The organism is Streptomyces sp. SID5910 (assembly GCF_009862125.1).
In the GTDB taxonomy this organism is placed as follows: Bacteria; Actinomycetota; Actinomycetes; order Streptomycetales; family Streptomycetaceae; genus Streptomyces.
The window spans coordinates 1-13,457 of the sequence record NZ_WWHX01000369.1; the positions used below are offsets into that span (position 1 = coordinate 1).

Sequence of the window (13,457 nt, forward strand, 5' to 3'; positions counted from 1 at the left end):
GACCGGGAGCACGCGCCGCTGTGCGAGGGGGTCTCCGCGGCCCCGGTGCTGCTCCTGGAGGACGCCGGGACGCACGAGCCCGCCCCCGTCGTCCGGCCGGACCCCGCGCTGCCCGCCTACGTCCTGTTCACGTCCGGCTCCACCGGGCTGCCCAAGGGCGTCGAGGTGTCGCACCGCGCGGTCGTCAACACCGTGGAGGCGATGGAGGAGCAGCTCGGCCTCGGCCCCGAGGACCGCACCCTCGCCATCTCCGCGCTCGACTTCGACCTCGCCACCTGGGACATCTTCACGCCCCTGTCGGCCGGCGGCCAGGTGGTCGCCGTCGACCAGGAGCACCGCCGGGACGCCCACCACTGGGCCCGCCTGGTGCGCGCGCACGGCGTGACGCTGGTGCAGTGCGTGCCCGCCCTGCTGGACCTGCTGATGGCAGCGGGGGAGGGCGAGGGCCTCGGCGACTCCCTGCGCATGGTGCTGCTCGGCGGGGACTGGGTCGGCCTCGACCAGCCCCGCAGGCTGCGCGCCCTCGTGCCCGGCTGCCGTTTCGTGGCGCTCGGCGGCATGACGGAGGCGGCCGTCCACTCCACGGTGTTCGAGGTAGAGGAGACCGACCCCGCCTGGAAGTCCGTCCCCTACGGCGTCCCGCTGCGCAACATGCGGGCCCGTGTCGTGGACGCACGGGGACGCGACTGCCCCGACCTCGTCCCCGGGGAACTGTGGATCGGCGGCCCCGGCGTGGCCAACGGCTACCGCGCGGACCCCGAGCGCACGGCGGAACGCTTCGTCGAGTACGACGGCGAACGCTGGTACCGCAGCGGCGACCTGGCCCGCTACCGGCCCGACGGCATCCTGGAGTTCCTCGGCCGCGCCGACCACCAGGTCAAGATCGGCGGCCACCGCATCGAACTCGGCGAGGTCGAGTCCGCGCTGGAGGACGACCCGGCCGTCCTGCACGCGGTCGCCACCGTCGTCGACACTCCGGTACGTCACCTCGCCGCGGCCGTGTCCGCGGCCGGCGAGGCACCCGACCCCGAAGAGGTCCGCCTCCGGGCGGCGCAACGGCTGCCCGCCTACATGGTCCCCGAGCGCGTGCTCGTCCTGCGCGACCTGCCGCTGACCGCCAACGGCAAGCTCGACCGGGCGGCCGTCCGCCGGACGCTGACCGAGGCCGCCGGCCATGACGCTCCGCGCACGTCGGCGCCGGCCGGCCCGGTGGAGACCGCGGTGGCGGCCGAGTGGACCGACCTGCTCGGCGTGACCGAAGTGGGCCGGGAGAGCAGCTTCTTCCTGCTCGGCGGGGACTCGCTCGTCGCGACCCGGATGATCGGCCGGCTGCGCGCCGCCGGATTCCCCGGCGCCCGCGTGGCCGACCTCTTCGCCCGGCCCGTGTTGCAGCACTTCTGCGAGACGCTGCGCCCCTCGACCACCGACAACGGCGAGTCGACGGCACCCCCCCTCCTGGTGCCCGACCCGGAGCGCGCCCACGAGCCCTTCCCGCTGACGGACGTCCAGGCCGCCTACCACACGGGCCGTGACCCCCGTTTCACCCTCGGCGGCGTCGGCACCTGGCACTACACGGAGTTCGACGGCACGGACGTCGACCTGGACCGGCTGGAACGCGCCTGGAACACCCTGGTCCGCCGGCACGGCATGCTCCGCGCGGTCGTGGAGGACGGACACCAGCGCGTCCTGCCCCATGTTCCGCCCCTGCGCATACCGGTGGCGGACGCCCCCGCTGGCGACGCGGACGAGGCCCTCGCCGTCCTGCGCGCCCGACTGTCCCACCAGGTCCGCGACCCCGCCCGGTGGCCGCTCTTCGCCGTCGAGGCGGTGCGCTACCGCCAGCACGACGGCGAGGTGCGGACCCGGGTCGGCATCGGCCTCGACTACCTGGTGCTCGACGCGCTCTCGATCACCACGCTCTACGCCGAACTGAACACGCTGTACGCCGATCCCGACCGCGAACTGCCGCCCGTCGACGTCTCGTTCCGCGACTACCTGACCGGGCGCCCCGCCGACCCGGAGTCGGCCGCCCGGGCCCGCGCCCACTGGCAGAGGCGGCTGTCCGAACTGCCGCCCCCTCCCGCCCTGCCCTTCGAACGGGACCCGGCGACGCTCGACGCGCCCGTCTTCACCCGGCGCCGGACGACCCTGCCCGCCGACGACTGGCAGGCAGTCAAGCGCGAGGCGGCCCGGCACGGACTGACGCCCTCGACGGTCCTGTTGGCCCTCTATGCGGAGGTCCTGGCGGCGTGGAGCGGGACGGACGCGCTGACGGTGACGCTCACCCTCTTCAACCGGCGTGACGTCCACCCCCACATCCACCGGGTGCTGGGCGACTTCACCTCCCTGTCCCTGGCCGGCCACCGGCGCGAGGGCACGTCCTGGCTGACGGCGGCCGTCGCGCTGCAACGCCGCCAGGCGGAGGACCTGGACCACGCGGACGTGCCGATCGACTGGCTGCTGCGGGAGTTCGGCCGGCGTACGGGCACGGTCGACGCCGCCGCGCCCGTGGTGTTCACCAGCGCCGTCGGCGTCGGCGACGCGACGCTCGCCGGACCGGGCACCGGCTTCCCCGCGAAGGTCTGGGGCATCTCCCAGTCGCCGCAGGTGTGCCTCGACAACCAGGTCACCGAGGAGTCCGGGATCCTGGTCGTCACCTGGGACGCCGTCGAGGAACTGTTCCCCGAGGGCGTGCTGGACGCGATGTTCGACGCCTACCGACGACTGCTGCGGTACGCCGCTGCCGGTGACTGGGACGCGCCACTGCCCGACCTGCTGCCCGCCGCCCAGTACGAACGCCGGGTCGCCGCCCTCCAGGAGGCCGCCCTGCGGCCGGTGGTGCCGCGCCCGCTGCACGAGACGTTCTTCTCCCGCGCGACGGCCACCCCCGGCGCCACGGCCCTCGTCACGACCGCCGGGGAGGAGGTGACGTACGGAGCCCTGGCCGGCCAGGCGCTGCGCACCGCTGCCACGCTCGGTGACGCGGGCGTGCGGCCGGGCGATCTCGTCGCCGTCACGCTTCCCAAGGGACCGGAGCAGATCGCCGCGGTCCTCGGCGTCCTCGCGGCCGGCGCCGCCTACGTGCCGCTGAGCCTCGAACAGCCCGCCGCACGGCTGGCGCGAGTGCACGCCACCGCCGCCTTCGACGTCGTCGTCGGCGACTGGCCCGCCACGGCGGCAGCGGCTCCACGCTCCCTCTCCTTCGCGGACACGCAGGTCCACGAGCCGCTGCCCGCACCACGGGAGACGTCCCCCGCGGCACTCGCCTACGTGATCTTCACCTCGGGTTCCACGGGCGAGCCCAAGGGGGTGGAGATCACCCACGCCGCCGCCTGGAACACGATCGCGGACATCAACGCCCGGCACGGCATCACCGGGGACGACCGCGTCTTCGCCCTGTCGGCACTGGACTTCGACCTGTCCGTGTACGACGTCTTCGGACTGCTCTCCGCCGGAGGCTCCCTCCTGCTGCCCACCGAGGACCAGCGCCGCGAACCGGCCCGCTGGCCGAGCCTGCTCGACCGGTACGGGGCGACCGTGTGGAACACCGTCCCCGCCCTGCTCGACCTGCTCCTCGACGCCGACGAGCAGGAGGCGCCGGAGCACGGCCGCATCGCGGGGCTGCGGACCGCACTGGTCTCCGGCGACTGGATCGGCCTCGACCTGCCCGCCCGGCTGCGGGCCCGGACCGCGCGGCCCTGCGCCTTCGTCGCCATGGGCGGAGCCACGGAGGCCGCCATCTGGTCCAACACCCTCACCGTCACCGAGCTGGACCCCGGGTGGGTCTCCATCCCCTACGGACGCCCCCTGACCGGGCAGCACTACCGTGTGGTCGACCGCTACGGGCGGGACTGTCCCGACTGGACGCCCGGCGAACTGTGGATCGGCGGCGAGGGACTGGCCCGCGGCTACCTGGCCGACCCGGCCCGCACCGCGGAGAAGTTCGTCGAACAGCACGGGCGACGCTGGTACCGCACGGGTGACCTGGGCCGGTTCCGGGGAGACGGCCTGCTGGAGTTCCTGGGCAGGCTCGACAGCCAGCTCAAGATCGCCGGCCACCGCATCGAGGCCGGCGAGATCGAGGCCGCCCTCGAGGCCCACCCCGCGATCGCGCGGGCCGCCGTCGTGGCCGTGGGGGAGCGCACCGCGAAGCGGCTCGCCGCGTTCGCCGTACCCCACGACGCCCCCACGGACGGCGCACAGCCGGTGCAGAACCCCGCACTCACCGAGAGCCTCTTCGCTCTGCTGGCCGAGCGGGTGCCCGTCTACGCCGTCCCCTCCCGCATCCGGCTGCTGCCCGCCCTGCCCCTGACGGCGAACGGCAAGGTCGACCGGGGAGCCCTGGCGGCCCTGGCGGGACCGGAGACGGTGAGCGCGGGGGCCGAACCACCGCGGGGGGAGACCGAGGAGGCCCTCGCCGAGCTCTGGCGGGAGCACCTCCCGGACTGGGTGCCGGACCGCCACGTCAACTTCTTCGCCGCCGGCGGCGACAGCCTCACCGCGCTGCGCCTGCTCACCGCGACCGAGCGCCGCCTCGGGGCCGCCGTGCCCGTCCGCCGCTTCTTCGCCGCACCGACCGTCGCCGCGCTCGCCGCGGACATCACCCGAACGCTCGCGGCCCACGAGACCGCCTACGAGACCGGAGAGCTGTGAACATCGCTGAACTGCTGGCCCGTTACGCCGACGAGGGCGTGGTGCTGTGGGCCCAGGACGGACAACTGCGCTTCCGCGCCCCCCAGGGCCGCCTCACCGACGCACACCGGGCCGAACTGCGCACCCACAAGGAAGCCGTCCTGCGCCACCTGGAGGCGGAGGAACCCGTGCTGCGGGCCGACCCGGACAACCGCCACGCGCCCTTCCCGCTGACGGACATCCAGGCCGCCTACCTCATCGGCCGCACCGACGCCTACGCCTACGGCGGCGTCGGCTGCCACGCCTACGTCGAACTCGAATACCCCGACCTGGACGTCGACCGCGTGACCGCCGTGTGGCGGGAGCTGATCGAACGGCACGACATGCTGCGCGCCGTCGTCCACCACGACGGCTACCAGCAGATCCTGGCGGCCGTGCCCGCCCTCGACGTCGAAGCCGACGACCTGACCGCGCTCCCCGCCACCACCGCCGCGGCCGCAGTGGAACGCACCCGCGCACGGCTGTCCACACGTGAGGCGCCCACCGACCGGTGGCCGCTGTTCGACGTGCACGTGAGCCGGACCGCCGAGCGGGCCGTGCTCCACCTCTCCTTCGACATGCTCCTCGTCGACCACGCCAGCCTGCGCATCCTGCTCGCCGAGTTCCAGCGCGGCTACGGCGGCGCCGCCCTCTCCGAGGCACCCCGGATCGCCTTCCGCGACTACGTCCTGGCCCGCCGCGCCCTCACCGACTCCGACGCGTACACCCGCGACCGCGCCTACTGGACCGAACGGCTCGACGCCCTGCCGCCCGCCCCCGAACTGCCCCTCGCCGAAACCTGGGAGGCGGGAGTCGGCGACCCGGGGGAGACGGCCCGCACCCCGGCCCCCCCCGGACCCGGTGACCTTCCGCAGGCTGGAGGTCCTGTTGCCCGCGGCCGACCGGGACCGCCTCGCCGAGCGGGCCGCGCGGCGTGGGCTGACCCTCTCCACGGCCCTGCTCACCGCGTACGCCGAGACGGTCGGCCGCTGGTCGCGCACCAGCCGGTTCACGCTCAACGTGCCCACGGTGGACCGGCCCGGCCTGCACGAGGACATCGGCCGCCTCGTCGGCGACTTCACCTCGCTCGAACTGCTCGCCGTGGACCTGGACCACCCGGCCACCTTCGCGGAGCGCACCCGTTCGGTCGGGGCGCGGCTCCTGGAAGACCTCGCGCATCCCCTGTTCACCGGCTCCGAGGTGCTCGCCGAGCTGTCCCGCCGGGCCGGTTCCCCAGTGCTGATGCCGGTCGTCTTCACCAGCGCCCTCGGCGCCGGCGCCACCTCCGAGGGCGTGCCCCCAGAGGTGACGTACGCCGTGACCCGGACGCCGCAGGTGTGGCTCGACTGCCAGGTCATGCACCGCGGCGACACGCTGAGCCTGTCCTGGGACATCCGCGAGGGCGCGCTCGCGCACGGGGTGGCCGACGCCATGTTCGAGGCGTACACGGCACTCGTACGGGCCCTGTCGGCCGAGGGCGAGGCCGGCGACGCCGCCTGGGACGCACCGGCCGAGGTCCCGCTTCCCGAGGCACAGGCGGTGCGCCGCCGCGCGGTCAACGCGACCGAGGGCCCCCTGCCGGACGCCCTCCTGCACGAGTCCGTCCTCGCCCAGGCCCGGGCCACGCCGGACGCCATCGCGGTCCGCACCCCCGAACTGGCCCTCACCTACCGGCAGCTCGTGGCCCGCGCGAGCGCTCTCGCCGAGGCTCTGGGCGCGTCCGGACTGAGGCCCGGGGAACCCGTGGCGATCTGGGCGGACAAGGGCTGGGAGCAGGTCGTCGCCGTCTTCGGCACGCTCATGGCGGGCGGCGCCTATCTGCCCGTCGACACGGCCCAGCCGCCGGCCCGCCGGGACACGATCATCGCGGACGCGGGAGTCCGTACGGTCCTCACCCAGTCCTGGCTCGCCGAGATCGACGACCTCCCGGCCGACGTCACGGCACTCGCCGTCGACCTGCTCCCCGAGGGCGCCGCGGTCGGTGCGGACGGAGTGCGGCGCGACCCGGACGACCTCGCGTACATCATCTACACATCGGGCTCCACCGGCACGCCCAAGGGCGTGATGATCAGCCACCGAGCCGCCCTCAACACGATCGAGGACATCAACCGCCGCTTCACCGTCACCGAACGCGACCGCGTCCTCGGCATCGCGGGACTCGGCTTCGACCTCTCCGTCTACGACCTGTTCGGACCGCTGGCCGTCGGCGCCACCCTCGTCCTGCCGCAGGCCGACCGGCGCGGCGACCCCTCCCACTGGGCCGAACTCGTCCGCGACTTCGGCGTCACGGTGTGGAACTCCGTACCCGGCCAGCTCCACATGCTGTGCGACTGGCTGCGCTCCGAGCCGCCCGCGGACGACGCCTCGCTGCGTCTGGCGCTGATATCCGGCGACTGGATACCGGTCGCCCTGCCGGACCAGGCCCGTGAACTTCTCCCCGGGCTGGAGATCATCTCCCTCGGCGGGGCGACCGAAGGATCGATCTGGTCCATCGCCCACCCGATCGGCGAGGTGGACACCGCACGCCCGAGCATCCCGTACGGCACACCCCTGACCAACCAGACGTTCGCCGTGTTCGACCGGCACCTGCGGCCACGGCCCGAATGGGTCCCCGGCGAGCTGCACATCGGCGGCGCGGGCGTCGCCCTGGGCTACTTCGGCGACGAGAGCCGCACCGCCGAGCGGTTCCTCACCGACCCCGCCACCGGCGAGCGGCTCTACCGCACCGGTGACCTCGGGCGCTATCTCCCCGACGGCACCATCGAGTTCCTGGGCCGGGAGGACGCCCAGATCAAGATCCGCGGCTACCGGGTCGAACTGGCCGAGGTCGAGGCCGCCGTGCAGGCCCACCCCCGGGTCGCGGCGGGCGCCGTCATCGTCGACGACTCCGCGGCCGGAGGCCGGCGCCTCGCCGCGTACGTGGAGACGGCCCGCAAGGACGGCCCGGCGGACGCGGACGCCGACCGCGCCGGAACCCCGGCGACGCGGACACAGGCGCGCGCGGCCGCGGCCGACGCCGTACGGGAAGCCTCCGCGGCCGTCGACGCCGCACGGCTCACGGAGTTCCTGGCCGCCCTCGACGACGTGGCCCTCGCGGAGATGACCCGTGTCCTCGACACCTCCGGAGCCTTCGCGGACGGCGCCTCGCGCACGGCGGACGAGGTGGGCACGGCACTGCGCGCCACACCCCGCCACCGGCACATCGTGCGGCGCTGGCTGCGCGCCCTGGCGGCACGCGACCGCCTCACCCACCGGGACTCCGACGACACCTACACGGGTCTCGTCACCGTCCCGGAAGGCGAAGCGGAACGCGGCTGGCGGCGGGCCGCGGAGCTGGAGCACGAGGTCGGCTGGAGCACGGAACTGCTCACCGTCATGCGCACCTGCGCCGAGCGGCTGCCCGAGCTGGTCTCCGGGGAGACGGGCATCCGGGAACTGCTCTTCCCCGGCGCGGCCACCGAGGCCGCGGACGCCGCCTACCGCGACAACCTCGCCATCCGGCACCTCAACCACGCGGTGGTCGCCGCGCTGCGCGAGATCGCCGCGGGCCACACCGGTGAGGAGCGGCTGCGCGTCCTGGAGGTGGGCGGCGGTGTCGGCGGCACCACGGGCGAACTGGTGCCCGTCCTCGCCGAGTTCGGCGTCGACTACCTGTTCACCGACGCCTCCGCGTTCTTCCTGAACGAGGCCCGCGAGCGCTTCGCCGACCACGCCTGGGTCCGCTACCAGCGCTTCGACGTCGACGAGGACCCGCGCGCCCAGCACTTGCTGCCCAACACCTTCGACGTGGTGCTCTGCGCCAACACCCTGCACGCCGCCTCCGACGCGGACGCGGCCGTGGGCCGGCTGCGGGAACTGCTGGTGCCGGGCGGACAGCTCGTGTTCGTGGAGAACACCCGTGACGAGAACCTGCCGCTGCTGGTCTCCATGGAGTTCCTGGAGGTCGCCGGCCGGACGTGGACCGACGTGCGCGAGCACACCGGGCAGTCCTTCCTCACCCACGGGCAGTGGCGCGAACTCCTCGACGCACACGGCGCGTCCGAGGTCACCTCGCTGCCCGACGCCCGGGAAGCGCTGGCCATGACCGGCCAGGAGGTCTTCTTCGCCACGCTGAAGGAGGACCGCCACCACGTCCCGGTGGGCGAACTGGCGCGCACGGCGGCGACTCGGCTCCCGGAGTACATGCTTCCCTCGGTGTGGCAGGTCGTCGATTCCCTGCCCCGCACGGCCAACGGAAAGACCGACCGCGCCCGTCTGCGGAGCTGGCTGCCCCGCGAGAGCGGTCCGGCCGTCGTGGACGAGAAGCCCATGGACGACCTGGAGAGCGGCCTCGCCGAGCTGTGGTCGGAACTCCTCGCGGTCGAGAACGTCACACGCAACGACGACTTCTTCGACCTCGGCGGCGACTCGCTCCTCGTCGCCCGCATGGTGGGCCGGCTGCGTGAACGCGTACCGCAGGCCGCCGACCTGGAGTGGGAGGTCGTGCTGCGCCACATGCTGCGCCGCCCCACGGTCGCCGGACTCGCCGCGTTCCTGCGCGGACTGGCCGGCCCCGAGGACGCGCCGGCCGCCGGCGCCGTGCGCACGGACCCGGTGATCCACCTGCACGGCACCCGTTCCGAAGACGAGCCGACCACCGTCCTGGTCCACGCCGGAACCGCGACGATCATGCCGTACCGGGCGCTGATCACCGAGATCCGGCGCCGCTCGCCGGGCCTCGCCGAGGTCGTGGGCGTGGAGGTCCCGGACCTGAACGGCTTCCTCAACGCCCCGCCGGAGGGGCTCATCGAGCAGATGGCGGCCGACTACGCCCGCGCCCTGACCGCCGACGGCCGCAGCCGCTTCCACGTCGTCGGCTACTGCCTGGGCGGCCTGATCGCCACCGAAGTGGCCCGCAACCTCGCCGAGACCGGAGCGGAGGTCGAGAGCCTCACCGTCATCAGCAGCCACAGCCCCCGCTTCCGGCTCGACGACGAACTGCTCGCCGAGTACTCCTTCGCCGTCATGATGGGCATCGACCCGGCCGACCTCGGCTTCCCCGACGACCAGTACCGGGTGGCCGCGGCCGCCGACGCGGTCCTGGCCGCCAGTCCCGGCGTCCTGCCGGACGGCGGACTCGCCGCGCTGCCCGAGGAGTTCGCGGACGTCGCGGGACGCTTCCGGGAACTGGCCGACGTCCCCCGCGCCACCCGTATCGCCCGCATGTGCGAGGCGGTGCCCGCGTCGGCCGGCACCTACGAACCCGACCACATGACCCGGCTCTTCCTCGCCTTCCGGCAGAGCGTCTTCGCCATCACCCGCTACGACGCCGAGCCCTACGCCGGTGACATCACCTTCCTGCGGCACGACGGCGCCTACCCGTTCCCGGGCAGCAAGGACGCCGTCACCACCTACTGGGAGGAACTCACCCTGGGCGACCTGGACATCGTCGACATCGGCGGCGACCACTACAGCTGCCTGTCCGTCGAGCACGCCCCCGGCATCCTCAAGACCCTCGGTGAGCTGACCCAGGGGGCGATCACCCGATGACCAAGCCTGTGATCGGAGTCCTGGGCGCCTCCGGCGCGGTCGGCCGGGCCGCCGTACGCGAGTTGCGCGCCCTCGGCCACAGCGGCCTGCGGTTGGGCGGCCGGACCGCGTCCGCCCTGTGCGAGGTCGCCGAGGAGAACCCCGGCGGCCACGACGAGACGGTCTGGGCCGACGCCACCGCAACGGACGGCCTGCGTGCCTTCACCGAGGGCTGCGACATCGTCCTCAACTGCGTCGGCCCCACCTACCGGCTCCGCGCCACCGTGGCCTTCGCGGCACTCGACGCCGGCGCGCACTGCGTCGACGTCGCCGGGGACGACCCGGCAGCCGAAGACCTCCTCAAGGGCGGCGACCCGGCCCGCGACGGCCGCACGGTCGTCCTGTCGGCGGGGGCCCTGCCCGGCCTGTCCAGCCTCCTGCCGCGCTGGCTGGCCGGGCAGGGCCCGGACACCGCCGCCGCACTGACCGCGTACTGCGGCGGCCTGGAGACGTGTTCGCCGACGGTGGCCCACGACCTCATGCTCTCCCTCAGCTCGGGAGGCGCGGACGGCGCCGCCTACGGCGAGGCCCTGGCGGCCGTCCGCGGCGGCCGCCGCGTGCCGCGCGCCCTGCGCACCGACGAGGACGCCGTGCACCCGGCGTTCCCCGGCCGGGTCGCCGTACAGCCCTATCTCAGCGGCGAGAGCGAACGCCTCGCCGGCGACCTGGGCGTCGACCGGCTCGACTGGTACAACGTCCACCCCGGCCCCGCCGTACGCGCACTGCTCAACGTCCTCCCGGGCCGTCTCGCCGCCGGGGACGACCCGGACCGGCTGGCGGAGCGGCTGATCCTCGCCGCCGACCTCGACCTGGCCGGCCGCAAGCCCTACTACGTCATGGACTTCGCGCTGTCCGGCACCGCGTCCGGGGCGCCGGCGACGGCGGGCCTGACCCTGCGGGCGGCAAGCAGCTACCGGCTCACCGCCGCCGTGGGCGCGCTGGCCGTGGACGCGGTGCTGCGGGGCGGGGTTCCGGCGGGCGTGCACTTCGCCTGCGACGTACTGGATCCCGACCGCGTGGTGCGGCACCTGCGGTCCCACGGTGCCGCCGACCTCCGGCTCACCGGCACGGCGGCCCGCGCCGAACAGGTGGAAGAAGGAGTGCTGTGAGTGCGTCGACGCCGCTGCGCGTGCTGGTCTGCGGCACCAACTTCGGCCGCTTCTACGCCGAGGCGGTACGCCGGCGCCCCGGATACACCCTGGCGGGCATCCTGAGCCGGGGATCGGGGGCCTCCCGGGCGTACGCCAAGAGTCTCGGCGTCCCCTTCTACTCGGATGCCGACGACCTCCCGGCCGACATCGACGCGGCCTGCGTGGCGGTGAGTTCGTCCATCTCGGGCGGCCAGGGCACCGAGCTGGCCAGGGCGCTCATGGACCGCGGCATCCACGTCCTCCAGGAACACCCCGTCCACCTCACCGAGTTGACGGGCAATCTCAGACACGCCCGCAGCCGGGGCGTGCAGTACCGCCTCAACACCCACTATCCGCACGTCGCCCCGGTCCGCGCCTTCATCGAGGCGGCCCACCGGCTCGTCGCACGGCAGCGGCCGCTCTTCCTGGACGCCGCCACCCCCATTCACCTGATGCATCCGCTGGTGGACATCCTCGGCCAGGCGATGGGCACCCTGCGCCCCTGGCGGTTCGCGGACCCGGCACCGGTGCCGGCCGAGATCGGACCGCAGCCGTTCCGCTCCCTGCACGGCGTGTTCGCCGGCACACCCCTCACCCTGCGGGTGCACCACCAGCTCGACCCGTCCGACCGCGACAACCACGCCCTGCACTGGCACCGCGTCTCCCTCGGCACCGAGGGCGGAGTGCTCACCCTGGCCGACACCCACGGCCCCGTGCTGTGGAACCCCCGCCTGCACATCGGGCGGGACGCCGACCGGCGCTTCGTCCTGGACGGTCCGGGCACGGGCCGCCTGGGACTCGGGACCACGGCGGTGGTCGGGAACACCGGTTCCTTCCGTACGGTCTTCTCCGACCTGTGGCCCGAAGCGATCGGCAGCGCCCTCGACGGGCTCCGCGAGGCCATTGCCCAGGGCGGCGACGCCCTGCGCGCGGGTCAGTACGGGCTGGCCGTGTGCCGCATCTGGACCGACCTCGCGACCCGGCTGGGCCCACCCGAGATCGTCCGGCCGGGCACGCCACGCTCGCTCGCGGTGAGCGACGTCTTCCCTGCGGGGGAGTGGTCCCGGCAGCCTCGCCCCGAGCCGGACCCGCCCCGCGACGCCCCCGGCGCGACGGGGCCCGGTTCAGTCGAGGGGCCGGCCCGGCCCGCGTCGGAGCCGGCGTCGGCCCGGACGGCGGACACCGCCGCGTACTCCCCGTCGGCGGAGTTCTTCGACCTCGTCGCCGCCGAGCACACCGCGACGGCGAGCGCCCCCGCGGTCGCCGCGCTCCTCGCCGACGCCGACCTGAGCACCGGCCCCGTGGTGGACATCGGCGCCGGCACCGGTCTGGTGACCGAGGCCGTCGCCCGGGCCCGGCCGGACGCGGAGATCATCGCCTGCGAGCCGTCGGTCGGCATGCGCGCCGTGCTCACCAGCCGGGTCTTCAGCGACGAGGACCTGCGGACCCGGGTGACCGTCACCGCGGACGCCGCTCCCGACCTCGATCTCCCCGACCGGATCAGCGTCGTCCTGCTCTGCGGAGTCCTCGGCCATCTCGACGCCGACGAGCGGTCCAGGCTGTGGCGGCGACTGAACCGCCGGCTGGTCCCCGGCGGGCTGGTGATCGTCGAACTGATGCAGTTCGAGCGGCCCTCCACCCTGCCCGAGACCCGGCTCGCCACCGCCACCGCCGGACACCACCGCTACGAGTGGTCCTTCGGCGCGGCACCGGACGAGACGGACGACGGCGTGATGCGCCTGCACTCCACCTGGCGGGTCTACCGGGACGGCGCCCCGCAGGCGGAGCGCGAGGTGCGCGACTCCTACCGCTGGGCGCCCTTCGGCCTGAAGGACGTGGTGGCCGAGTCCGGCATGACCGCACGGACCCTGCCCACCCGCCCCGGAGCACCCCCGCTGGCCGTGCTCACCCGAGCCCCCGACCCGACCGACCCAGCCGCCGTACCGCACCCGCTCCTCCCGCACGCGCGGACAGCGCCCGACGCACCGGACACCCCGCGCTCCGCCGCTCCACTCGTCACCTCCACCGACGGCTAGGACCCGCTTCCATGAGAACCCCCGAGACCCCCACGGCGCCCCACACCCCCGA

General features: G+C 74.3%; 3 protein-coding genes and 1 pseudogene. All 4 read left to right on the plus strand.

The window, feature by feature from the left end:
- A partial coding sequence (locus GTW67_RS12445) for a non-ribosomal peptide synthetase (RefSeq protein WP_161164869.1) occupies positions 1-4,653 on the plus strand: 4,653 nt, incomplete at its 5' end.
- Positions 4,650-10,200: pseudogene (locus GTW67_RS12450) on the plus strand (non-ribosomal peptide synthetase). The gene GTW67_RS12445 and the pseudogene GTW67_RS12450, both read left to right, overlap by 4 nt.
- Positions 10,197-11,348 (plus strand): saccharopine dehydrogenase NADP-binding domain-containing protein, encoded by a 1,152-nt coding sequence (locus tag GTW67_RS12455; protein WP_161164870.1) that lies wholly within the window; start codon positions 10,197-10,199, stop codon positions 11,346-11,348. Before GTW67_RS12450 ends, GTW67_RS12455 begins: the two are co-directional and overlap by 4 nt.
- Positions 11,345-13,405: a Gfo/Idh/MocA family oxidoreductase gene (locus GTW67_RS12460; RefSeq protein WP_161164871.1), complete on the plus strand. Its 2,061-nt coding sequence runs from the start codon at positions 11,345-11,347 to the stop codon at positions 13,403-13,405. Before GTW67_RS12455 ends, GTW67_RS12460 begins: the two co-directional genes overlap by 4 nt.
- Positions 13,406-13,457: the final 52 nt, after the last annotated feature.